This window comes from Phenylobacterium sp. (genome assembly GCF_013911965.1).
Taxonomy (GTDB): Bacteria; Pseudomonadota; Alphaproteobacteria; order Caulobacterales; family Caulobacteraceae; genus Phenylobacterium.
The window spans coordinates 104524-128255 of the sequence record NZ_JACESE010000003.1; the positions used below are offsets into that span (position 1 = coordinate 104524).

22 protein-coding genes are annotated in these 23732 nt (G+C 70.0%); 10 read left to right on the top strand and 12 right to left on the bottom strand.

All coding sequences use genetic code 11. The features are described from left to right. Positions 1-40: 40 nt before the first annotated feature. A complete protein-coding gene (gene ndk / locus H2041_RS04045) occupies positions 41-460 on the bottom strand; it encodes a nucleoside-diphosphate kinase (protein ID WP_293409733.1) in 420 nt (139 codons plus the stop codon). Between the two features lie 253 nt (positions 461-713). Here ndk and H2041_RS04050 point away from each other — a divergent pair, with 253 nt between their 5' ends. The 3 genes from H2041_RS04050 (at position 714) to H2041_RS04060 (ending at position 5169) form a co-directional block, all read left to right on the top strand. Beyond that, on the top strand, positions 714-2600 hold the full coding sequence (locus H2041_RS04050) for an ABC-F family ATP-binding cassette domain-containing protein (RefSeq protein WP_293409736.1): 1887 nt from the start codon (positions 714-716) through the stop codon (positions 2598-2600). A gap of 93 nt (positions 2601-2693) precedes the next feature. Then, a complete protein-coding gene (locus H2041_RS04055; RefSeq protein ID WP_293409739.1) occupies positions 2694-5042 on the top strand; it encodes an ATP-binding protein in 2349 nt (782 codons plus the stop codon). A 1-nt stretch (position 5043) separates the two neighbouring features. Further along, a complete protein-coding gene (locus H2041_RS04060) occupies positions 5044-5169 on the top strand; it encodes a hypothetical protein (protein WP_293409741.1) in 126 nt (41 codons plus the stop codon). 9 nt (positions 5170-5178) lie between these two features. Here the strand turns inward: H2041_RS04060 and H2041_RS04065 are convergent, their stop codons facing one another. The 4 genes from H2041_RS04065 to H2041_RS04080 are packed head-to-tail and all read right to left on the bottom strand — an operon-like array spanning position 5179 to position 8154. Further along, positions 5179-5496, bottom strand: coding sequence for a peptidase inhibitor I78 (locus H2041_RS04065; protein ID WP_293409743.1), 318 nt, complete (start codon positions 5494-5496; stop codon positions 5179-5181). Continuing rightward, positions 5493-5951: a DNA polymerase III subunit chi gene (locus H2041_RS04070; protein WP_293409745.1), complete on the bottom strand. Its 459-nt coding sequence runs from the start codon at positions 5949-5951 to the stop codon at positions 5493-5495. Before H2041_RS04070 ends, H2041_RS04065 begins: the two co-directional genes overlap by 4 nt. Continuing rightward, positions 5944-6639 carry a hypothetical protein gene (locus H2041_RS04075; protein ID WP_293409747.1) on the bottom strand — a complete coding sequence of 232 codons (696 nt, stop codon included), beginning with the start codon at positions 6637-6639 and terminating at the stop codon, positions 5944-5946. Before H2041_RS04075 ends, H2041_RS04070 begins: the two co-directional genes overlap by 8 nt. A 30-nt stretch (positions 6640-6669) precedes the next feature. Continuing rightward, positions 6670-8154, bottom strand: a complete 1485-nt coding sequence (locus H2041_RS04080) for a leucyl aminopeptidase (protein WP_293409749.1) — start codon at positions 8152-8154, stop codon at positions 6670-6672. A gap of 156 nt (positions 8155-8310) precedes the next feature. Here H2041_RS04080 and lptF point away from each other — a divergent pair, with 156 nt between their 5' ends. The 7 genes from lptF to H2041_RS04115 all read left to right on the top strand — a co-directional run bounded on the left by lptF (position 8311) and on the right by H2041_RS04115 (position 17443). After that, entirely contained in the window at positions 8311-9450 is a 1140-nt protein-coding gene (gene lptF, locus H2041_RS04085) for an LPS export ABC transporter permease LptF (RefSeq protein ID WP_293409751.1), read from the top strand. Continuing rightward, on the top strand, positions 9447-10550 hold the full coding sequence (gene lptG / locus H2041_RS04090; protein ID WP_293409753.1) for an LPS export ABC transporter permease LptG: 1104 nt from the start codon (positions 9447-9449) through the stop codon (positions 10548-10550). The genes lptF and lptG overlap by 4 nt, the downstream gene beginning before the upstream one ends. 61 nt (positions 10551-10611) lie before the next feature. Continuing rightward, on the top strand, positions 10612-12924 hold the full coding sequence (locus tag H2041_RS04095) for an LPS assembly protein LptD (RefSeq protein WP_293409755.1): 2313 nt from the start codon (positions 10612-10614) through the stop codon (positions 12922-12924). Positions 12925-12967: 43 nt separating this feature from the next. Then, positions 12968-14311, top strand: coding sequence for a peptidylprolyl isomerase (locus H2041_RS04100; RefSeq protein WP_293409758.1), 1344 nt, complete (start codon positions 12968-12970; stop codon positions 14309-14311). Further along, positions 14308-15312 carry a 4-hydroxythreonine-4-phosphate dehydrogenase PdxA gene (pdxA, locus tag H2041_RS04105; protein ID WP_293409760.1) on the top strand — a complete coding sequence of 335 codons (1005 nt, stop codon included), beginning with the start codon at positions 14308-14310 and terminating at the stop codon, positions 15310-15312. Before H2041_RS04100 ends, pdxA begins: the two co-directional genes overlap by 4 nt. Beyond that, positions 15309-16142, top strand: coding sequence for a 16S rRNA (adenine(1518)-N(6)/adenine(1519)-N(6))-dimethyltransferase RsmA (gene rsmA / locus H2041_RS04110; RefSeq protein WP_293409762.1), 834 nt, complete (start codon positions 15309-15311; stop codon positions 16140-16142). The genes pdxA and rsmA overlap by 4 nt, the downstream gene beginning before the upstream one ends. A gap of 56 nt (positions 16143-16198) precedes the next feature. Beyond that, positions 16199-17443 carry a mechanosensitive ion channel domain-containing protein gene (locus H2041_RS04115; protein WP_293409765.1) on the top strand — a complete coding sequence of 415 codons (1245 nt, stop codon included), beginning with the start codon at positions 16199-16201 and terminating at the stop codon, positions 17441-17443. A 4-nt stretch (positions 17444-17447) separates the two neighbouring features. On the opposite strand, the gene gmk is transcribed toward H2041_RS04115, so the two are convergent. The 7 genes from gmk to fabD all read right to left on the bottom strand — a co-directional run bounded on the left by gmk (position 17448) and on the right by fabD (position 23690). After that, positions 17448-18089 carry a guanylate kinase gene (gene gmk, locus H2041_RS04120; protein ID WP_293409768.1) on the bottom strand — a complete coding sequence of 214 codons (642 nt, stop codon included), beginning with the start codon at positions 18087-18089 and terminating at the stop codon, positions 17448-17450. 39 nt (positions 18090-18128) lie between these two features. Then, on the bottom strand, positions 18129-19013 hold the full coding sequence (locus H2041_RS04125; RefSeq protein ID WP_293409770.1) for a YicC/YloC family endoribonuclease: 885 nt from the start codon (positions 19011-19013) through the stop codon (positions 18129-18131). Positions 19014-19038: 25 nt separating this feature from the next. Then, positions 19039-20154, bottom strand: coding sequence for an endolytic transglycosylase MltG (gene mltG, locus H2041_RS04130; protein WP_293409771.1), 1116 nt, complete (start codon positions 20152-20154; stop codon positions 19039-19041). Between the two features lie 6 nt (positions 20155-20160). Continuing rightward, positions 20161-21456, bottom strand: a complete 1296-nt coding sequence (gene fabF, locus H2041_RS04135) for a beta-ketoacyl-ACP synthase II (RefSeq protein WP_293409772.1) — start codon at positions 21454-21456, stop codon at positions 20161-20163. A gap of 112 nt (positions 21457-21568) precedes the next feature. Beyond that, complete coding sequence (locus tag H2041_RS04140) at positions 21569-21808, bottom strand: acyl carrier protein (protein WP_293318447.1); 240 nt, start codon at positions 21806-21808, stop codon at positions 21569-21571. A 175-nt stretch (positions 21809-21983) separates the two neighbouring features. After that, entirely contained in the window at positions 21984-22724 is a 741-nt protein-coding gene (fabG, locus tag H2041_RS04145; RefSeq protein ID WP_293409774.1) for a 3-oxoacyl-[acyl-carrier-protein] reductase, read from the bottom strand. A 21-nt stretch (positions 22725-22745) separates the two neighbouring features. Then, the gene (fabD, locus tag H2041_RS04150) at positions 22746-23690 is read right to left on the bottom strand and encodes an ACP S-malonyltransferase (protein ID WP_293409777.1); all 945 of its coding nucleotides are present in this window, start codon (positions 23688-23690) and stop codon (positions 22746-22748) included. Positions 23691-23732: the final 42 nt, after the last annotated feature.

A 23732-nucleotide genomic window follows, 5' to 3' on the forward strand; every position in this document is an offset into this window, starting at 1 on the left:
CGCCGCTGCGGCCCTTCACATGTCTGGCTCGATCCGCCGATCAGCCGACGATCTGGTCGTCGGTGAAGAACTGGGCGATCTCGATCTTGGCGTTCTCCTGGCTGTCGGAGCCGTGAACCGAGTTCTCGCCGACGTTCAGGGCGAACTGCTTGCGGATGGTGCCTTCGGCGGCCTGCTCCGGGTTGGTGGCGCCCATGATCTCGCGGTACTTGGCCACCGCGTTTTCGCCTTCCAGGACCTGGACGACGACCGGCGCCGAGGTCATCTGGCCGACGAGCTCACCGTAGAAGGGGCGCTCCTTGTGGACCTCGTAGAACTTCTTGGCCTGGTCCTCGGTCATGCGGATCCGCCGCTGGGCCACGATGCGCAGGCCGGCGTCTTCGATCACCGCATTGATCTTGCCGGTCAGGTTCCGCGCGGTGGCGTCCGGCTTGATGATCGAGAAGGTGCGTTCGGTCATGGGACTTTCTTCAGGAATGGGGGTCTTGAGGCGACGGAGGCCGCCCAGAGGCGCGCGTGTATAACCGCAGGCTCCGGCTGCGCCAAGCCGCGCGGGCTCGATACCCCCTGACGCCGGCCGCGGGGTCTGCTATGAGCGCCCGCATCGGTCGGGACGGCGGCGGCGCGGATCTCGGATATTCCCGGCCACCCCCACCGCCACCCCTGGCGACTCCGCGCCCGTGCGCGGGCGCCCACCTGTACGCCTGACCGTCATGCTTCATATTCAAGAACTCGTCTTCGACGCCTGGGGCCGCCGCTTCTTCGACGGCGCCACCGTGGCCTTGCCCAAGAACGCCAAGGTGGGCCTGGTCGGCCGCAACGGCGTGGGCAAGTCCACGCTCTTCAAGCTCATCAAGGGCGAACTCGTCCTCGGCTCGGGCGAGATCAGCCTGCCCAAGGGCGCGCGCATCGGTTCGGTGGATCAGGAGCATCCGGCGACGCCGGTCTCGCTCATGGACACCGTGCTCGCCGCCGACGAGGAGCGGGCGAGCCTGCTGGCGTCGCTCGACACCGCGCCGCCCGAGGAGATGGGGGAGATCTACGCCCGGCTGATCGAGATCGACGCCGACCGCGCGCCCTCGCGCGCGGCGGAGATCCTCTCGGGTCTGGGCTTTTCGAACGAGGACCTCGCCCGGCCGATGGCCGAATTCTCCGGCGGCTGGCGAATGCGCGTGGCCCTGGCCGCCGCCCTCTTCGCCGAGCCGGATCTGCTGCTGCTTGACGAGCCGACCAACTATCTCGACCTCGAAGGCGCCCTGTGGCTGGAGGCGCGTCTGCGCGCCTATCCCTACAGCGCCCTGATCATCAGCCACGACCGTGAGCTGCTGAACAATTCGGTCGATCACATCCTGCACCTGGCCGACGGCAAGCTCGCCCTCTATCCCGGCGGCTACGACGCCTTCGAGACCCAGCGCGCGGAAAAGGCGCGCCTGCAGGAGGCGATGCGCGCCAAGATCGAAGCCAAGCGCGCGCACATGCAGTCCTTCGTCGACCGCTTCCGCGCCAAGGCGAGCAAGGCCACACAGGCGCAGTCGCGCCTGAAGGCGCTGGCCAAGCTGCCGGTGATCGACGCGGTGGAAAGCGAACACGTCGCCCCCTTCACCCTGCCCTCGCCGGAACGGCCGCTGGCCCCGCCCCTGGTGCGGCTGGAGGACGTGTCCGTCGGCTATGGCGGACCGCCGATCCTGAAAGGGCTGAACCTGCGTCTGGACGTGGACGACCGCATCGGCCTCCTGGGCGTCAACGGCGCGGGCAAGTCCACCTTCGCCAAGATGATCGCCGAGGCCCTGCAGATTGAAGCCGGCCACATGCACCGCGACCGGCGCATGCGGGTCGGCTGGTTCCACCAGCACCAGATCGAGGCGCTCGACCCCAAGGACACGCCGCTCGACATCATCCGGCGCGCCATGCCCGAAGCCTCCGAGGCCTCGCGGCGATCCCGCCTGGCGCAGTACGGCTTCCATCGCGAAAAGGTCGAGACCACGGTCGCCGACCTGTCGGGCGGGGAGCGGGCGCGCCTTCTCCTGAACATGGTGGCGGCGGAGGCGCCGCACCTTCTGATCCTCGACGAGCCGACCAACCACCTCGACATCGATTCCCGCCGGGCGCTCCTGGAGGCCCTGAACGCCTATGACGGCGCCGTCATCCTCATCACCCACGACCGCTCGCTGATGGAACTCGTCGCCGACCGGCTCTGGCTGGCGGCCGAGGGCAAGATCCGCCCGTTCGACGGCGATATGGACGACTACGCCCGCTATGTGATCGACCTCGCCAAGGCGCGGGCGCGGGCGCCGACGCAGGTGCGCGAACCGGAGCCCGAAACGGCTCCGCCGCCGCCGCCTTCGCCCCGGGCCAAGGCGCCGACGGGGAACGCCCGCCGTCGGGCCGAGGCCGCAGAGGCCGAACTCGCCAAGGTCACCAAGCGCCTGGCGGAGATCGACGCCCGCCTCTCCGACCCGGAGCTGTTCGCCGCCGATCCGGCGCGCGCCGGCAGGCTCGCCAAGGAGCGGGAAGCCACCCAGGCGGCGCTGGAATCCGCCGAGCTGGAATGGATGGAAGCCGCCGAGGCCTACGAGGCGCTAAAGGCGGCCAACGCCTGACCAGGGAACGGTTTGCGCGCAACCTGCCGGAAAGCGAATCACCTGATCTTTCCGGCTTTGTTCACATCCGGCGGCTAGGCTGGAGGCATGCTCATGGACGGAACCCACGGGCCGTCGAGTCAGGCTGACGCTCGACTCGAGGCGGACATCGCCGCCGGCGCCACGGCCGCGGCCCACGCCATCGGTCTGACGGACGACCGCGGCCGGCTCGTCTGGATCAATCCCGGTTTCACGCGGCTGACCGGCTATGAGGCCGCGGACGCGATCGGCCGGACGCCGTGCGAACTGATCCTGAGCGCCGACGATCAGGCCGAGCACCGCGCCGCCATCATCTCACGGCTCGAACGCCGGGAGGGCTTCCGGATCGAGATCTCGGCCCGAAATCGGGCGGGCGAGCCGCTGTGGGCCGACGCCGACTTTCAGCCGGTCGGGGAGCCCGGCGGCGGCTTCGTTCTGACCCTGGTCGACATCCGCCAGGTGCGGGAGGCGCAGCGCCGCGGCGAGGCCGCCTCCTCCGCCCTGCGGGACGCCGCCCGGCTCGCGGGCCTCGGCGGCTGGGAGATCGATTTCCGCGAGCGGCTGGTGCGCTACAGCCCCGAGCTTCAGGCGCTGATGGGCTATTCTGCGCCGGTCCACGGGTTCGAGGACGCCCTTGAGGTCTATCTGCCCGAGCATCGCGAGGCGGCCCTGGCCCAGATCCTCAGCACCGGGCTCCATGGCGTCCGCATGGACTTCGAGGCCGAGGCCTTGACCGGCGACGGCCGGCGGATCTGGCTGCGCGTCATGGGCACCGCGGAATTCCTGGAGGGACAGTGCGTCGCCATCCGCGGCGCCAGCCAGGACATCACCGAACAGCGCCGCGTCGTCGCCGAGCTGAGGGAGAGCGAAGGCTTCGCCCGCGGCGTGATCGACGGCATCGCCGCCATGGTCGCCGTCGTCGACGCCGAAGGCCGGCTCGTGGAGGCGAACAGGGCCTTCCGCCTGACGGGCGCCAGCCTGCGCGGCGGAGAGGACTATCCCATGGGGGGCAACCTCTTCCACGTCTTCGCCCAGCTGCCGGGCGGGCACGGCCGCGCCCTGGAACGCGGCGTCCGCATGGTGCTCGACGGCAAGCGCGAGATCTTCACGCGCGCCTATCAGGCGAAGGACGGGGAATGGTTCCGGTTGAGCGCGTCGCGCTTCGTGGGCCAGGGGCCCGTCCGCGCAGTCCTCTTCACCCAGTCGATCGCCGACCTGAAGCGTTCCGAGCGCCGGCTGCGCAACCTGAATGCGTCCTTGAAGCGCGCCCGCGACGAGGCCGATGCGGCCAATATCGCCAAGAGCGCCTTCCTGGCGACGATGAGCCATGAAATCCGAACGCCGCTGAACGGCGTCCTGGGCATGGCCCAGGCCATGGCGCGGGACGCCTTGCCGCCCCAGCAGCAGGAACGGCTCGCCGTCGTCCGGCAGGCCGGCGAGACCCTGCTGACCCTGTTGAACGATCTTCTCGACCTCTCACGCATCGAGGCGGGCCGTCTCGAGATCGAGGACGGGACGGTCGACATCGCCCAGATCGCCGAAGCCGCCCACTCCACCTTCACCACCCTGGCGGCGGAGAAGGACGTGTCCCTGTCCCTCGAGGTCGCCCCCGAGGCCGCCGGTCCGTGGCGCGGCGACCCCACCCGCGTCCGCCAGATCCTCTACAACCTCGTGGCCAACGCCGTGAAGTTCACCTCCCGAGGTTCGGTCGACGTGCGGGTGTCGCGCGCCGGCGGCGATCTGGTCATGGCCGTCGCCGACACCGGCCCCGGCATCGCGCCCGACCGCCTGCCCTCGCTCTTCGACAAGTTCGTCCAGGCCGACGCCTCCACGACCCGCAAGTTCGGCGGCTCGGGCCTGGGTCTTGCGATCTGCAAGGAGCTCTGCCAGCTGATGGGCGGCGACATCGCCGTGAAGAGCGACCTCGGCCTCGGCTCGACCTTCACGGTCCGGCTCCCGCTGCCCCCGGCCCCGGTCGGCGCCGGCGAGCCCCTGCCGCCCCCGGCGCCCGCTGCGGCTCCGGCCGGCGCCGTTCCCGTCCGCCTGCTGGCGGCCGAAGACAATCCCATGAACCAGCTGGTCCTCAAGACGCTGCTGGCGCCGCTGGCGATCGATCTCCATATCGTGGGCGATGGCGAGAGCGCCGTCGCCGCCTGGCAGGACGGAGACTGGGACGCCATACTGATGGACGTGCAGATGCCGCGCATGGACGGGCCCACGGCGGCCCGAACGATCCGGGCCTACGAGGAGGCCGAGGGCCGGCGGCGCACGCCGATCATCGCCCTGACCGCCAACGCCATGTCGCATCACGAGCAGGAGTACCTGGAGGCCGGCATGGACGCCCTGACCCCCAAGCCGATCCAGCTGGAACGCCTGCTCGACGCCCTCGACGAAGTGTTGGCGCAGCAGCCGCAGGAGACCTGACGTGCCCGACTGGCTGCAGGTGGTCTATCTGCTGATGGCCGCGGCGATCGTCGCGCCCGGCGCCTTCGCCGTCCTCCGTCGCTGGCTGGGCCGCCGCGGCCGCAACGACCGCGACGACACCTTCTGACCCCAGGGCTCAGCCGCAGCGCACCTCTTTGATGACGCCCGTCTCGGCGTCGTAGAAGAAGTTCAGCCGGCGCGGATGGAAATCCATGGTCACCGGGCAGGTGGTGCAGGCGACGCGCTGCAGGCCCGGATTCACCGGCACCGGAATCTCGCTGCGATGGCGGCCGATCAGCCGGCGGGCCTCGGCCGCGCCGCATTGATCCTCCGGCTCAGGCGGCGCCGCCGGACGCGGCGCAGGAGGCGCAGGCCGCGGCGCGGGCGGCGGTTCGCTGGCGCAGCCGGCCAGGGTCGCGGCGGCGACAAAGCTCAGAACGAACGTCCGGATCATGCCTGTTTCTCCCATCCGCGGGCCATCTGTCGCCAGTAGGACACCGGCAGGCCCTTCGATTTCAATGCGCTCCACTGGGCGCGGGCGGTGGCCAGGGCCGCCTCGTCCCGCCCGTCGAACAGGACGAGACAACGCACGAACTCCTCCAACGGCCCAGGCTCGGCGCCGTCGATGAGGAACAGCGCATCGGCCTTGTTCAGATTCTCCATCCCCGCCGTCAGCAGGACCGGCTGGGCCGCCGCATGGGGCTCCTCCGCCAGGCCGTGGGGCAGGAAGCTCTCGTCGCGATAGGCCCACAGCCAGCCGTCCAGGTGCTCGAGCCGTTCCTGGGCGCGGCTGCGCACGAGCGCCTTCCAGCCCCGCGACAGCGTGCGCTCCAGGAGATCGGGCAGCACCTGATCGAGACCCGAACGTTCCAGGTGGTAGAACCACACCTCGCACGCCGTCTCAGCCATCGACCGCCTCCAGCACCTCGCGGGCCAGCGCCTCGACCATCACCGCAACCTCCCGAGGCGCGGTCAGGGGCGAGAGATGGTTCAGCTGCAGACGGCGAACCGGCCAGCCGCGGGCGCGCGCCATTTGCGCCTGGTCCTCATAGGCGCCGCTGAGCTGCAGATAGGCTCCCGGCGCAGAGAGCCCGACCTCCGGCGCAGCCTCTTCGAAATAGGCGAGCGGCAGGGGCTCCAGCTCGGCCGTCATGGCCGAGCGCAGCTGGGGATCGGGCACGAGCCGGTCCAGCGCCCCGGGCGGCCACCAGTCGTCCCACGAGGGAAGCAGGCCGTCCTGGACGCCGGCATGGAGATCGGCGCGCAAGGCCGGCGGCGCCGTGTCCAGCCAGGCGAGGCCAGGATGCGGCAGGATGGCGTCGACGAAGATCACTCCCGCCACCGGCGAGGCCAGAGCCGTCTCGAGCGCCGGCGCCAGGGCGCCTGCCCCACTGTGAACCACCAGCATAACCGGCGGACCTGCGCCGACCTGTTCGGAGAGGCCCGCGGCGAGCCGCGCATAGAAGTCGGACCCCATCGCGGCCAGCCGCGGCCAGGCCGGCGCGCGGGCCTCGTGCCCGCGAGCCGCAAGCTGGTCGCGCACCGCCTGCCAGCTCAGCGGGCCGAGCAGCGGACTGTGCGTCAGGACGAATCGCACCGGAGCCTCCTGGGCGACCGCAGACGGGACTCAGCCCTCGTACTTCTCCGCCACCATCCGGTTCAACAGGCGCACGCCGTAGCCGGTGGCGCCCTCCGGCAGGGTCGGCACCGTGGAGGGCTTCTTCCAGGCGGTCGAAGCGATGTCGAGGTGGGCCCAGGGCAGGCCGTTGACGAACCGCTGCAGGAACAGGGCCGCGGTGATCGATCCGCCCGGACGGCCGCCGGTGTTCTTCACATCGGCGATCATGCTGTCGATCTGCTTGTCGTAGGCGGGCGGCAGCGGCATCCGCCACAGGGGCTCGCCTTCGGTCTTCGAGGCCGCCAGCAGGTTCTCCGACAGTTCGTCGTTGTTGGAGAACAGGCCCGCATAGTCGTTGCCGAGACTGATGATGATGGCCCCGGTCAGGGTCGCCAGATCGACCATGAACTTCGGCTTGAAGCGGTCCTGGCAGTACCAGAGCGCGTCGGCCAGGACGAGCCGGCCCTCGGCGTCGGTGTTGATGATCTCGATGGTCTGACCCGACATGGAGGTGACCACGTCGCCCGGCCGCTGAGCCTCGCCGTCAGGCATGTTCTCCACCAGGCCGAGGATGCCGACCGCGTTGACCTTCGCCTTCCGCCCGGCCAGCACGTGCATGAGACCGGCCACGGCGCCTGCGCCGCCCATGTCCCACTTCATGTCCTCCATGCCGTCGGCCGGCTTGATGCTGATGCCGCCGGTGTCGAAGCAGACGCCCTTGCCGACGAAGGCGATCGGCTGAGCCTTGGGGTCGGCCGCGCCGTTCCAGCGGATCACCACCAGCTGGCTTTCGCGGGCGCTGCCCTGCCCCACGCCCAGCAGGGAGCCCATGCCGAGCTTGGCCATCTCGGCCTCGCCGAGGATCTCGACCTCCAGGCCGAGAGTCTCGAGTTCCTTCACGCGGCGCGCGAACTCGGCCGGAAAGAGGATGTTGGCCGGCTCGGAGACGAGGTTGCGGGTGAAGGCCACGCCGTCAGCGAGGGCGGCGTAGTCCACGAAGGCCGCCCGGGCCTTGTCGGGATCGGCGCAGGCCACTTCGCCCTTGGTCACGGAGGGTTTCTTGTCGGCCGGCTCCTTGGTCCGGTAGCGGTCGAAGCGATAGGCCGCCAGCCGCAGGCCGAGCGCGGCGCGTTCGGGCCGCGCGGCGGCGGCGTCGCCGAACGCCACGCGGAGCGTGGCGACTCCGGAGAGCTTCACGGCGTTGTAGGCGCTGGCCGCAGCATGTTCGGCGCCGATGTCGTCGAAGGCCTCGGCCTTGCCCGCGCCGACGAGGAGGAGGCGCGCGGCCTTGTGGCCCGCCGGGGCGACGACATCGAGCACCTGTCCCTTGGCGCCGGTGAAGCGCGCCGATTCCAGCGCCCGCGAAAGCGCGCCGCCGGACTGCCGGTCGGCCTCGGCGGCGGCGCCCGACAGCGGCGCGCCCTCGAACACGATCAGGGCGAGCGCGGTCTTCTCGGCCAGATCAGCGCCGACCGTGACGAATTCGATGTCCATGCGAAACCTCAACCAAAGCAATGTGGATGGCGCGCCACCGCCAGGGCGCCCAGCATGGCGCCGCCTGCGGCGGTTGTGTGGCGCGGCGACGCATGGTTTAGAACAGCTTCGCGCCCAGGGCGCGCCAAATCATTCCGGCGACGCCGCTTTTTTCCCATGCGCCTGATCGATCGATATCTCCTTCGCCAGCTGCTGGGTCCGACGCTCCTGGCGACGCTCGCCCTGACCTCGGTGGCCCTGCTCAGCCAGAGCCTGTCGGCGCTCGACGTCATCATCAATCAGCGCCAGAGCGCGGGCGTCTTCCTCAAGATCACCCTGCTGGCCATGCCGCAGCTCATCAACATGGTGATGCCCATCGCCCTGTTCGTGGCCGCCCTGGTGGCGCTGAACCGGCTGCAGAGCGAGCAGGAGATCGTCGTCTGCTTCGCCGGCGGCATGAGCCGCTGGCGGGTCGTCTCCCCGCCCCTGCGCCTGGCCGCCGTCATCGCCTTCCTGGCCCTGGTCATGAACCTCTTCGTCCAGCCCGCGGCCTTCCGCGAGATGCGCGAGACTCTGTTCGAGGTGCGGACCGACCTCGCCGCCACGCTCGTGCGCGAGGGGGAGTTCACCCAGCCGGCGCCGGGGCTGACCGTCTATGCGCAGAGCGTCGACAGCCGCGGACGCATCGGCAATCTCTTCATCCACAGCGCCGAACCCGGCGGGTCGGCGACCACCTACACCGCCGACGAAGGCCAGCTCGCCACCCGCGCGGGCTCGCCCGTGCTCATCATGCGGCGCGGCTCGACGCAGGAGTTCAGCGAGACCGGCGTCCTGAACTTCCTCACCTTCGACGAGTACATCTTCGACCTCTCCCCGCTGATCGCGAGCGAGGAGCTGGTCCACTACAAGCCCTCGGACCGCTACCTGCACGAGCTCTTCTTCCCCGACCTGCAGCAGGACTGGGAGCAGAGGAACCGGCTCGACATGCTGGCCGAGGGCCACGCGCGCCTGGCCACGCCGCTGTACAACATCGCCTTCATGGCCATCGCCCTGGCCGCCATCATCGGCGGGGGATACAACCGCATGGGCTACGGGCGCCGCATCGCCTGGGGCGGCGCGGCCGCCGCCGGCAGCCGCATCCTGGGCTTCGTGGTCCAGGCCGCCTGCGAGTCGAGCGCCTGGCTCAACATCCTGCAGTACGCCATCCCGGTGATCGCCTGCGCCGTGGCCCTGCGGATCATCTTCCGCCAGAAGGTGTCGCGGTTCATCGACATGCGCCGCCGGCCCGCGCGCATCGCGACGGGGGCGCCGGCATGATGCGGTTCGGTCGCCTGGAGGCCTATGTCCTCTCGCGCAGCTTCTTCAATATCGGCGTGGCCCTGGCGGTGATCGCGACCGTCGTGGTCCTGGTCCAGTTCGTGGATCTCTCGCGCTCCGTCGGGGTGCGCGCCGACGTCAGCGTCGGCCAGCTCTTCGGCCTGACCGCCCTGCGGGCGCCCTCGCTGATGCTGGTCCTGCTGCCGTTCGTCTTCCTGTTCGGCGGCATGGCCGCCTATGTCAGCCTCAACCGGCGAAGCGAACTCGTGGCCATGCGGGCCGCAGGGGTGTCGGCCTGGCGGTTCATCCTGCCGACGGCCATAGCGGCCGCCCTCGTCGGCGTGATCGCCGTCACCCTGCTCAATCCCCTGGCTGCGGCGTCGAACGCCCGCTTCGAGCTCGAGCGGGCGCGCGTGATGGACAACTATCTGACCGACGCGCCCGACGAGGTCTGGCTGCGCCAGGGCGACGAACGCAGCCAGATCGTCATCCACGCCAAGGACCGCGAGATCCTCGACGGGACCGTTCTCCTCCGCGGCGTCTCCCTCTTCGTCTACCAGAAGAACGAGGCTGGGATTCCGGAGTTCAAGCGGCGCCTGGAAGCCTCCGAGGCGCGGCTGCTGCCGGGGTTCTGGCGCCTGACCGACGTGCGCGAGGCCGCCGCCGGCGAAAGCTCCGTCCGGTCCGAAAGCCTGTCGATCCGCTCCAGCCTCGACAGCGAATCGGCCATGGAGCGCTTCGCCTCGCCCGAGGCGATCGCCTTCTGGCGTCTCCCCGCCGCCATTCGCACCACGGAGCAGGCCGGCTTCAGCGCCAGCCGCTATGAGCTCCGCTTCCAGCAGCTGCTGGCCACCCCGATCCTGTTCGCCGCCATGACCATACTGGCGGCGGCCTTCTCCCTTCGCCTGGCGCGGCTCGGCGGACTGGCGGGGCTGGCGGGCGCGGGGGTCGCCCTGGGTTTCGTGTTCTTCTTCCTCAACGAGTTCGCCGGCGCCCTGGCCGATGCGGAGGTGATACCGCTGATCGCGGCCGCCTGGGCGCCGCCGCTCATCGCCCTGCTGTCGGGGCTGACGCTGCTTTGCTACACCGAAGACGGTTGAAAGACGCCGCTGCGCCGCTATCCCTGCGCAAGCAGCCGCCGCGGCAGGAAGGGATCATCGCTTGAAGACTTCACCTCGGCGTGCGCCGTTCGCCTCGGCCAAGCGCGGGCTCCTCGCCGGGGCCGCTGCGGCGAGCCTCTGCGCCGGCGCGGCCGCCGCCCAGGTCGCAGTCGAGCCCCCTGGCGCCGCCGAGAGCGCGCCGGGTCGGGACGGACTCGTCCCGGGCGCCATGTATGTGGAGGCCGATTCCCTCGTCCGCGACGACAAGCGCCAGGTGACGACCGCCACGGGGGACGTCGAGGCCCGCTACGACGAGCGGACGCTGCGCGCCGACGCCCTTTCCTACGACGAAACGCGTGGCGTGGTCGAAGCGCAGAACGTCCAGATCATCAATCCGGACGGCAGCGTCGAGTTTGCGCGCGAGATCACCTTCGACGACGACATGAGCGCCGGCATCGCCCAGGGCTTCTCCGCCCGCCTGCCGCAGAACGTGAAGCTCGCCGCCGCCAGCGCCGTGCGCCGCAATCCGCAGGTCAACGAGCTGAACCGCGCCATCTACACCCCCTGCGACGTCTGCGCCGACTCCGCGGAGAAAGGCGGCGACGGCCCCACCTGGTCGATCCAGGCCGACAAGGTGGTGCAGGACCGGGATCGGCAGCTGATCTACTACCGCCACGCCGTCTTCCGCCTCTTCGGCGCGCCGGTGCTGTACATGCCGCTGTTCTGGCATCCGGACCCGCAGGCGGAGCGCGCCTCCGGCTTCCTGCCGCCGGACATCTCGATCTCCGACCGCCGCGGGGTCTCCTACGAACAGCCCTATCTGTTTGTCCTGTCGCCCTATTCCGACCTGACGCTCAGCCCGCAGATCAACGCCAAGGTGCCGCCGTTCCTGAACGCCCGGTACCGCAAGCGCTTCTATTCCGGCGAGATCGACGTGCGGGCCGGCTACACCTACGCCGAGGACTTCGACGGCGAGGGCGACAGCTTCGGCGAACAGACGTCGCGCAGCTACATCCTGGCGCGCGGGGCCTTCCAGCTCGACGAGAACTGGGACTGGGGCTTCACCGCCGAGCGCAGTTCCGACGACCTGCTGTTCGACAAGTACGAGATCGGTGACGTCTATGAATCGCGCGGCCCCTATCTGGCCGACGACCGGCGGCTGATCTCCCAAGTCTACGCCATACGGCAGGACGAGGACTCCTATCTCTCGGTGGCGGCGTTCGACATCCAGGGCCTGCGGCCCGGGGACGACGATCGCACCTTCCCGACGGTGGCGCCGCTCGTGGAGGGCCGCTGGTCGCCCGACGCGCGCTTCGCCGGCGGGCGGATGAGATTCGAGGTCGACGCCGTGGCGCTGGAGCGGGACCTGTCGCCGGCCAGCACGGCCGGCGCCCGTATTCCGGGCCTGGACAGCCGGCGGGTGGTCGCCCAGGCCAACTGGCGGACCTCCTTCGTCTCCACGGCCGGCGTCCGGCTCGAGCCGTTCGTCAATCTGCGGGCCGACGCCTACCACCTGAGCGACGTCCCGTCGGAGGGGTACGGCGACAAGAGCCTGACGCGCGGAATGGCGACGGTCGGCGCAGATCTGAGCTGGCCTTTCTTCCGTCGTTTCAATGACAAGACCGTCGTCCTTGAGCCGCTGCTTCAGGTCGCCGCCTCGCCGCGCGCCAAGCAGATCATCGTCGGGACCGACAGCGCCGGCGAGCCCGTCTATCTCGACGAGGACAGCCTCGCCTTCGAGTTCGACGAGACCAACCTCTTCCTCGCCGACAAGTTTCCGGGCTTCGACCTGATCGAAGGGGGCCTGCGGGCCACGGCGGCGGGCCGGGCGACGATCCTCTGGGACGACGGCCGGCGGGCCAGCCTGCTGATCGGCCGCAGCTTCCGCGACGAAGAGATCACCGCTTTCCCCGAGCGCACCGGGCTGCGCGACACGGCCTCGGACTGGGTCGTCGCGGCCGAGGCCCAGCCGCTGCGCGGCCTGTCCTTCTTCAGCCGCGCCCGCCTGGACGGCGACAGCCTGGACGTGCGTCGCGCCGAGACCGGCGCCAACGTGGCCATGGCGCGGGGCTCGGGCTTCTTCCGCTATCTGTGGGACGACCTCGACATCAACGGGGTCAAGCGGGAGAATCTCGACCTCGGCGGCGAGGTCTTCCTGACCAAGAACTGGGGCCTCTCCGCCTACGGCAATCGCGACATGGTGCAGGACGCCTGGGTGGTCCGCGACCTCGGCATCGTCTATCGCGACGAATGCACGCGGATCGAGGTGATCTACCGCCGCGAAGACACCGTCATCGGCCGGCTGGGCCCCAGCGAGTCCGTCAGCGTGCGCCTAACCCTCGCCACATTGGGCGAACCTATCTATGCCAACTAGGATAAGCGGCGCTTCCCGCCGCCACGAAGGAATGACCCAAGCGATGTTGTCTGTGCGTTCAGTCCGCGGCCGGGCGGCCTGCGGCGTCGCTCTTGCGGCCCTCCTCGCGGCCACGGCCGCGGCGCCCGCCGCGGCGCAGGACGCCGCCGAAGCCCCGGCCCAGCCGCAGGCCCCCGCGCCGGCCCAGCCTCAAGGCCTGACCGAGTACGCCGCGGCCGTGGTGAACGACGAGATCATCTCGACCTACGATCTGGCGCAGCGCATGCGCCTTCTGATCGCCACCACGGGCGTGCAGCCGAGCGAGCAGAACCTGCCGCAGATCCAGCAGCAGGCCCTGGTCTCCCTGGTCGACGAGCGGCTCCAGTTCCAGGAACTGCGCCGGGTCGAGCAGGAGCAGGACTTCTCCATCATCGCCACCGACGAAGAGGTGGACGAGGAACTGGCCGAGATGGCCGCCGGCAACAACATGACGCCGGAGCAGTTCACCAGCATGCTGCGCAGCCAGGGCGTCCTGGGCTCGCTGCGCGAACAGCTCCGCGCGCAGAGCAGCTGGCAGCGCTGGATCCAGGGGCGCTACGGCTCGCGCCTGCGGATCGGCGACGACCAGATCAACGCCGTCCTGGAGCAGCAGCAGGCCCAGGCCAGCAAGCCGCAGTACCAGATCAGCGAGGTGTTCCTCGACGCCAACCGCGTGGGCGGCATGGAGGTGGCCCTGCAAGGGGCGGCCCAGCTCGTCACCCAGATGCAGCAGGGCGCTCCGTTCCAGGCCGTGGCCCGCCAGTTCTCGGCCTCGGCGACGGCCGCCTCCGGCGGCGACGCCGGCTGGATCACGCCGGGCGAAATGCCCGCCGAGGTGGATCAGGCCCTGGAACAGATGCGGCCCGGACAGCTGTCGCGCCCGATCCCGGTCAGCGACGGCGTCTACATCATCTATCTGCGGGACAAGCGCGCCGGCGAGGGTTCGACCATCGTCAACCTGAAGCAGGTGGCCGTCGGCCTGCCGGCCGACGCTCCGCCGAGCGCCGTCGAGGCCGCCCAGGCGCGCCTGCTCGCCGTGCGGGCCAAGATCACCGGCTGCGGCGACCTGGAGCAGGTGGCCGGCCAGGAGACGGGCCTCGTCGCCGGCGACCTCGGCGAGGCCGAGATCGCCGATCTCGCCCCGGCCTTCCGCCAGGCGGCCGAGCAGCTCGAGGAAGGCCAGATCTCCGATCCCATCCGCACCGAGGCGGGGCTGCACATCGTCGCCGTCTGCGGCAAGCGGGCGACCGGCGCAGGCATGCTCAGCGCCGAGCAGGTCGAGCGGCGGCTCTTCTTCCAGCAACTGGGCCTGATTGCGCGACGTTACATGCGTGACCTGAGGAACGCGGCGACAATCGAGACCCGGTGAAGCACCGACCCCTTGCCATCAGCCTGGGCGATCCCGCCGGGATCGGGCCGGAGATCGTCTTCAAGGCCTGGAGCGCGTTGCGCGAGACCGGTCCCTGTTTCGTCGTCGTCGGCGACATGCGGCAGGTCGCGGCCGCCTGCGGCGGCACGGCCGGGCTCGTCCGCCAGATCAGCGCGGCGGAGGACGCCAATCGCGTCTTCCCGCAGGCGATCCCGGTCATCGACATCCCGCTCCTGGCCCCCGTCGTCTCCGGGCAACCGTCGCCCCAGGCCGCCAAGGCGGTCATCGCCTGGATCGAGACGGCGGTCGGGCTGGCGCTCTCGGGCTCGGTGGGCGGGGTTGTGACCGCGCCGATCGCCAAGCAGACCCTCTATGGCGCCGGCTTCGCCTTCCCCGGCCATACGGAATTTCTGGGCGAACTCACCGCCGCCGAGCGCTATGACGGAGCGCGCGGGCCGATCATGATGCTGGCCGCCGGGGATCTCCGCGTCGCCCTGGTCACCGTCCACCTGCCCCTGGCCGAGGTGCCTCAGGCGCTCAGCGTCGAAAAGATCGTCAACGCCGGACTGGTGACGGCCCAGGCCCTGCGGCGCGACTTCGGCGTGGAGCGGCCGCGGCTGGCGGTCGCCGGCCTCAATCCGCACGCCGGCGAGGGCGGGGCGATCGGGCGCGAAGAGGTCCAGACCGTCGCCCCCGCCGTGCGGGCGCTGCGCGACCTGGGCGTCGACGCCACCGGGCCACACCCGGCCGACAGCCTGTTCCACGAGGCGGCGCGCAGGACCTACGACGCGGTCCTCGGCCTCTATCACGACCAGGCTCTGATCCCTGTGAAGATGCTCGACTTCTGGGGCGGCGTGAACATCACCCTCGGCCTGCCCATCGTCCGGACCTCGCCCGACCATGGCACCGCCTTCGACATCGCCGGCCGGGGCCAGGCCCGCGCCGACAGCATGATCGCCGCCATCCGCATGGCGCGCGAAATCGCCCTGCGCCGGGGATGATCGACCTTTCCGCCCTGCCCTCGCTCCGGGAGAGCCTGGAGACGCACGGCCTCCTGGCCAACAAGGGGCTCGGCCAGCACTTCCTCCTCGACCTCAACATCACCCGCAAGATCGCCCGGCTGGCGGGGCCGCTCGAGGGCCGCATGGTCCTGGAGATCGGTCCGGGCCCCGGCGGCCTGACCCGCGCCCTGCTGGAGGCTGGCGCCCGTGTTGTGGCCATTGAGAAAGACGCCCGTTTCCTTCCGTTGCTCAATACGTTGCAAGAAGCTTCAGGCGGCCGGCTTGAGGTTCATCTGGCCGACGCGCTCAAGGTCGACGAGGCCGTGCTGAGCGCCGGAGAACCGGCCAGCGTCGTCTCGAACCTGCCCTACAATGTCGGCACGGCTCTCCTCATCAAGTGGCTCACCGGTCCTTGGCGTCCCCAATCGATGACCCTGATGTTCCAGAAGGAGGTCGCCGAACGGATCGTCGCCCGTCCCGGCGACGACGCCTTCGGCCGGCTGGCCCTCATTGCCCAGGTGATGTGCGAGGCCCGGATCGTCATGGACGCCCCGGCCCGCGCCTTCACGCCGCCGCCGAAGGTGGATTCGGCCGTGGTGCGCCTGGATCCGAGGTCCGATCCGCCGGAGCCGTCGCGCGTGGCGGCCATGGAGGCCGTCTCCCAGGCCGCCTTCGGGCAGCGCCGGAAGATGCTGCGCTCCAGCCTCAAGGCCCTTGGCGGCGCCGACTTGTGCGAGGCGGCCGGGATCGACCCCACACGGCGCGCCGAGACGCTCAGCCTCGATGAGTTCCTGCGCCTCGCCGACGCGAGGTTGCAGCGGGCGAACTGACGTTGCCGGGCGTCCACGCCTTGCATGTCCCCAGCGCCCTCCTCTAGGACCCTTCCATGTTCGAAGCCGAAGCGGTCCTGGCGGGCCTCAACGACTATCCGATCCTTCAGAGCCTGGCCGCGATCGGCCTTCTGGCCCTGCTGGCGACGGCGGCCAACTGGCTGACCAAGCACGTCCTGCTGCGGCTGGTGCGGCGGGCGCTGAGCCTGAAACTGCATCCCGAGGCCAACAACCTCTTCAACAGCATGATCGCCCGCCTGGCCAATGTGGTGCCGGCGATCATCATCTATCAGGGCGTGCTCGCCGTCCCGAACCTGCCGGACGAGGCGCAGACGGTGATCCGCAACGTCGCGGCCGCCTTCATGATCCTCACCGTCATCCTGGCCATGGCCGAAGGCCTGAGCCTGGTGAACGCGCTCTATTCCCGCCGGCCCGGGGCCAGGCTGCGCCCGATCAAGGGATACATCCAGGTCGGCAAGATCGTCCTCTACGCCGCAGCCGCCATCCTGGTGATCGCCACCCTGCTGGACCGGTCGCCCCTGCTCCTGATCTCGGGCCTCGGCGCCATGGCCGCGGTCCTGCTGCTGGTGTTCAAGGACACCATCCTGTCCCTCGTCGCCTCCGTGCAGCTGACCAGCAACGACATGATCCGGGTGGGCGACTGGATCGAGATGCCGCAGCTCAACGCCAACGGCGACGTGATCGACCTGGCGCTGCACACGGTGAAGGTCCAGAACTTCGACAAGACCATCACCACCATTCCCACCTGGCGGCTGATCAACGAGAGCTTCGTCAACTGGCGCGGCATGCAGGAGTCGGGCGGCCGCCGCATCATGCGCTCCCTGCTGCTCGACCAGACCAATATCCGCTTCCTGGATGCCGAGGAGGTCGAGGCCCTGCGCCGTTTCGTCCTGCTGGACCACTACCTGGACACCAAGGCGCGCGAGATATCCGAATGGAACGCCTCGCTCCTTCGCGCCGGCCGCGACCAGGTGAACACCCGCCGTCAGACCAATGTGGGCACGTTCCGCGCCTATATGCAGGCCTATCTGAAGGCCCATCCCGGCATCGCCCACGACAAGACCCTGATGGTGCGCCAGCGGGATCCGACGCCCGAAGGGCTGCCGCTGGAAGTCTACTGCTTCGCCAACACGGTGGTCTGGGAGGAGTACGAGGGCATCCAGAGCGACATCTTCGACCACTTCCTGGCCATCCTGCCGGAGTTCGACCTGCGCCTCTTCCAGGCCCCCACCGGCCGGGACATGCGCGGGATGGTCGCCTCGATCCAGGCGGGGACCTGAGGCTTCAGATCGGCTCGTCGAGCAGGCCCTGGATGAGCCGCGAGAGCCCCGGATTGCGGAGCCGCTTCAGCCGCTCCGCGTGATAGATGTGGGCCAGATCGGCGAAGGCGCGGTCGTAATCGTCGTTGATGATGACGTAGTCGTAGTCGACGGCGCGCTCGATCTCCCCATAGGCCCTGCCGAGACGCCTCTGGATGACGTCCTCGTGGTCCTGGGCCCGCGCGTGCAGACGGCGTGAGAGCTCCGCCATCGTCGGCGGCAGGATGAAGACGCGGACCACGTCGGCCGGCGCCTTCTCGGCGATCTGCGCCGCACCCTGCCAGTCGATGTCGAACAGCACGTCCCGCCCGCCCTCGAGCGCCGTCATGACCGGCGCCTTGGGACTGCCGTAGCGGTGCTCGTGGACATTGGCCCATTCGAGGAAGGCGTCGGCCTCCACCATGGCGTCGAAGGTCGGACGATCGACGAAATGGTACTCGCGGCCGTCCTCCTCCCCCGGTCGCGGCGCACGCGTGGTCGCCGAGACCGAGAGTTCGAGATCGGCATGATCGGCCACCAGCCGCCGCGACAGAGAGGTCTTCCCCGCGCCCGAAGGGCTGGAGATGAGCAGCATCAGGCCGCGCCGGGGGCTTAGCGTCTGGGTCATCGGATCATCCGTTGGGCCGGCGCTGGCGCCGCACGCCCCCTATTCCACATTCTGGACCTGTTCGCGAAGCTGCTCGATCGTCGCCTTCAGTTCCAGGCCGACGGCCGTAAGCGCCGACAGGGCCGACTTCGAGCAGAGGGTGTTGGCCTCGCGCATGAACTCCTGGGTCAGGAAGTCCAGCCGGCGCCCCACCGCTCCGTCGGACGCGATCAGGGCCCGCGCCGCCTCGACGTGACCCGACAGGCGGTCCAGCTCCTCGCGCACATCAGCCTTCACGGCCAGGGCCGCGGCCTCCTGGACGATGCGGTCCTCCAGACCTGCGGGGTCGCCGACCAGTTCGCGCATGCGGCGTTCGAACCGCTCCTTGAGCACTGCGGGCTGTTCGCCGGCGAGGGCGGCGGCCTGGGCCGTCAGGCCGCCGATCCTGTCGACCAGGCCGGAGAGGACGTCGCTCAGGGCGGCCCCCTCGGCGTCGCGGGCGGCCTTCAGCCCGTCGAGCGCGGCGAGAATGGACGCCGACATCGCCGCCTCGATCCGCGCCAGGGCCTCAGGATCGCTCTCTCCGTCGGCCGCCTCGATCACGCCGCGCAGGGCGAGGAGACCGTCGAGCGAGGGGGGCGCGGCCCGGCCCGAGTCGAGGAGGTCGCGACCGGCGTCCAGATAGCGCGCCACCTGGTCGAGATTGACCCGCACCGGGGCCAGGCCCTCGGCCCGCCGGGCCTGCACCCCGACCGTCACCTGGCCGCGCTGGAAGCGGCCCTGGGCGGCTTCGCGCGTGGTCCGTTCCAGCCCCTCGAATCCCGGCGGTCCGCGGAAGCGCACCTCCAGATTGCGGCCGTTGACCGAGCGCGCCTCGACCGCCCAGCTCCAGGCTTCGAGAGCCCCTTCGACGCGGCCGAAGCCGGTCATGCCAGATAGCGGCATGTCTCCTCCCCTTGGTCTCCGGCGCTCAGGGTTCGGCCGGAACCTCGGCCGCATCGGCCGGCGCGCCCTTCGCCGCCGGCGGCGCCTGGCCAGCCGGAGCCGTCTCGCCCGCCCTGGCCCGTTCCAGCCGGCGCCAGCGCTCCACATTGGCCCTGTGTTCGTCGTAGGTCGCCGCGAAGGCGTGGCCGCCGGTGCCGTCCGCGACGAAGAACAGGTAGTCCGTCTGCGGGGGATCCAACACCGCCGCCAGGGAGGCCCGGCCCGGATTGGAGATCGGCGTCGGCGGCAGGCCGTCGATCACATAGGTGTTGTAGGGCGTCTCGCGCGTCAGCTCCGACAGGCGGATGCCGCGGCCGAGGGGCCGGCCCTTGGTCAGGCCGTAGATGATGGTGGGGTCGCTCTCCAGCCGCATGCCCCTACGCAGCCGGTTGACGAAGACCGAGGCGACCTGCGGCCGCTCGCTGGCCACGCCCGTCTCCTTCTCCACCACGGAGGCGAGGATCACCGCCTCCTGCGGCGTGTCGAAGGGCAGCCCCGGCTGGCGCTTGGACCAGAGCAGGGCCAGGACCTCGTCATGGGCCTCCATCATGCGCTGCAGGACCGCCGCACGGTCTTCGCCGCGTTCGATCTGGTAGGTCTCCGGCAGGACCGATCCCTCGGGCGGCGCCGGGGCGACGCCCGTCAAGAGCTCGTTCTCCGCCAGGATCTCGGCGACCATCTCCGATGTCAGGCCCTCCGGAATGGTCACGAAGTGGCGCACCACGCGACCGGCGCGGATGTCCCCCAGGACGCGGGCCATCGAGGCGCGGGTCGGGAACTCGTATTCGCCCGCCTTCAGCTCGCGCGCAGCCCCGGTCGCCTGGGCCGCCGCCAGGAAGATGGGGCCCGAGGAGATGACCCCCGCCCCCTCCAGGGTGCTTGCGATCTCCGGCAGGCCGGCCCCGCGGCGCAGGATCACCGTCGTGGCGTCGCCGGAAGCCGCCTCGGGCCCTGGCCCGCGGTACATCCACAAGGCCCAGGCCATGGCGAGCGCCAGAACCAGCGCAAAGGTCAGGGCGGCGCTGGTCAGCATCACCACCAGGCGGCGCATGGTGGACGAGCCGGCGCCCTTGGCCGGGCGGGCGCGGGGCTTACGGGCCATGTGCGGTCAGACTTGCTTGAACACCACGGAGGCGTTGGTGCCGCCGAAGCCGAAGCTGTTGGAGAGCGCCACCTTGATCTCCCGCGGACGCGCGGCGTTCGGCGCCAGGTCCAGCGCCGTCTCCACCGAGGGATTATCGAGGTTGATGGTCGGCGGGGCGATCTGGTCGCGGATCGCCAGGCAGGTGAAGGCCGCCTCGATGGCGCCGGCCGCGCCCAGCAGGTGGCCGGTGGCCGACTTGGTCGAGGACATGGTCACCCTGGAGGCGGCGTTGCCCAGCATGCGCTCCACCGCGCCCAGTTCGATTTCGTCGCCGAGCGGCGTCGAGGTCCCGTGGGCGTTGATGTAGTCGATGTCGGCCGGGTCGATGCCGGCGTCCTTGATCGCCGCCTTCATGGCGCGGAAGCCGCCGTCGCCGTCCTCGGCCGGGGCGGTGATGTGATAGGCGTCGCCCGCCAGGCCATAGCCGGCCACCTCGGCGTAGATCTTCGCGCCGCGGGCCTTGGCGTGCTCGTACTCCTCGAGCACCAGGACGCCCGCGCCCTCGCCCATGACGAAGCCGTCGCGGTCCTTGTCGTAGGGCCGGCTGGCCTTGGTCGGATTGTCGTTGAAGCCGGTGGACATGGCGCGGCAGGCGATGAAGCCGGCGATGCCCACCGGGCAGATCGCAGCCTCGGCGCCGCCCGCGATCATCACGTCGGCGTCCCCGTACTTGATCAGGCGCGCGGCGTCGCCCACGGCATGGGCGCCGGTGGCGCAGGCGGTCACCACCGAGTGGTTCGGGCCCTTGAAGCCATGGCGAATGGAGACCTGGCCCGAGGCGAGGTTGATCAGAGCCGAAGGAATGAAGAAGGGGCTGATCCGGCGGGGACCCTTCTCGTGCAGCTCGACGCTGGTCTTTTCGATCGTGGCCAGGCCGCCGATGCCGGAGCCGATGATGACCCCGGTGCGCTCGCGGCTCTCTTCATCCTCCGGCGTCCAGCCGGCGTCCTTCACCGCCTCGTCGGCGGCCGCGATGGCGTAGAGGATGAAGTCGTCGATGCGGCGCTGGTCCTTGGGCGGCAGCACGGCGTCCGGATCGAAGGCGCCTTCCACGTCCGGGCCGCCGCCGCCGCGGCCGTCGACCCGCGGCACCTCGCAGGCGACGTTGCAGGCGTACTGGCTGGCGTCGAAGGTGGTGATGTTCCCCGCGCCGGACTTGCCGGCCAGGAGGGCCTTCCAGCTCACATCCACGCCGGAGCCCAGCGGGGTGACGAGGCCGATGCCGGTGACGACGACGCGGCGGGTGTTGGCGGTGGACATGGCGTATCTACTCCCCCGCCCGCCCCAAACGAAAACCGCCGCGCCTCCACGGCGCATGGGCCAAAGGGACGCGGCGGTCTTTTTCTAAGGCTTCAGGCGATCACGCCAGGCGTCAGGCGCCCAGGCGCTCCTGAATGAACTTCACGGCGTCACCGACCGTCTGGATGTGTTCGGCGGCGTCATCCGGAATCTCGATGTCGAATTCCTCTTCGAAAGCCATGACCAGTTCGACGTTGTCGAGGCTGTCGGCGCCCAGGTCGTCGATGAAGCTGGCCTTCTCGGTGACCTTCTCCGGATCGGCGTCGAGGTGTTCGATGACGATCTTGCGCACGCGTTCCAGAATGTCGGACATTCGCTTTTAGTCCCTCTAATTTCAACTGATGCATCCGCGACGGGAGACGGCTTGTCAACCGCTGGCGGTGTTGGGTTTGAGGCCTCTGCAGGGGCCCGGAAGGCTCGGGCCGGCTCAATCGGCGTGGGCCGTAGCATGTTCCTTTCGGGGTGACCAGCGGCCAGCCGTCAGGCCCTCAGATCATCGCCATGCCGCCGTTCACGTGCAGGGTCTGGCCGGTGACGTAGGCGGCTTCGGCGCTGGCGAGATAGACGCAAGCTGCGGCGATTTCGTCGCCAGTGCCCAGACGTCCGGCCGGAATCGTCGAGAGAATCTGGCTCTTCTGCGCCTCGTTCAGGGCGTCCGTCATCGGGCTTTCGATGAAGCCCGGCGCGATGCAATTGACGGTGATGTTCCGGCTGGCGACTTCCTGGGCCAGCGCCTTGGAGAAGCCGATCATGCCCGCCTTGGACGCCGCATAGTTCGTCTGGCCCGGATTGCCCATCACGCCCACGACGGAGGTGATGCCGATGATTCGCCCGTAGCGACGCTTCATCATGCCCTTCATGGCCGCGCGGCTCAGGCGGAAATAGGACTCGAGATTGACGCGGATCACCGCGTCCCAGTCCTCGTCCTTCATGCGCATGAGCAGGCCGTCACGGGTGATGCCGGCGTTGGCGACCACGATGTCGAGAGGCGCGCCGGCGGCGTCCTCGGCCTTGGCGATCAGGCCGTCGACCTCCTCGCTCGAGGAGAGATTGGCGGCGGCGACGGTGGCGCGCTCGCCCAGCTGACCCGCGAGATCGGCCAGCACCGCTTCGCGCGTGCCCGACAGCACGACGTGCGCGCCCTGCCCGTGCAAAGCCTTGGCCAGCGAGGCGCCGATGCCGCCGGTGGCGCCCGTGACCAGGGCGGTCTTTCCAGAAAGATCGAACATCTTAAGTCTCCTTGCCCGGGCTCACAGGGACTTGGCGAAGGCTTCGAGGTCGGCGGGGGCGTTCAGCGGGGTCGCTTCGGCGTCCGGCGCGATCCGCTTGACCATGCCCGACAGCACCTTGCCGGCGCCGGCCTCGGCGAAGCGCGTCACGCCCCCCTCGCCGGCCAGCCACGCCACGCTCTCGCGCCAGCGCACGCGGCCGGTGACCTGTTCGACGAGCAGACGGCGGATCTCCTCCGGATCGTGGACCGGCCGGGCGGTCACATTGGCCACCAGCGGCGCCCTGGGCGCGACGATGGCGGCCTCGGCCAGCGCCCGGGCCATTTCGTCGGCGGCGGGCTGCATCAGGGGACAGTGGAACGGGGCCGAGACGTTCAGCGGAATGGCGCGCGCGCCCAGCTCCTTGGCCTTCTCGACCGCGCGATCGACGGCCGCCTTGGCGCCGGAGATGACCACATTGCCCTGGTTGTTGTCGTTGGCGACGACGCAGACACCGACCTCGGCGCCGGCCGCAGCGGCCTCCTCGGCGAGCGCCACATCGGTCTTCGGACCGATCAGGGAGGCCATGGCCCCCTCGCCCACCGGCACGGCGCGTTGCATGGCCTGGCCGCGAAGCTTCAGCAGCCGGGCGGTGTCGGCCACGCTGAGCGCGCCGGCGGCGGCCAGGGCGGAGTATTCGCCGAGGCTGTGGCCGGCGACGAAGGCGGCCTTGTCGACGCCGACGCCGAACTCCTTCTCCAGCACGCGCACGACCGCCAGGCTGACCGCCATCAGGGCTGGCTGGGCGTTCTCGGTCAGGGTCAGCTCGCCTTCCGGCCCGTCGCGCATCAGCACCGAGAGCTTCTGCCCGAGCGCGTCGTCCACCTCTTCGAAGACTTCGCGGGCCGGCGCGAAGGCCTGGGCGAGGTCTACGCCCATGCCGACGGACTGGCTGCCCTGGCCGGGGAAGATGAAGGCGAGGCTCATTTGGCGGCTCTCCCTGGCGGCGCGACGCGTGCGCGCCTGTGT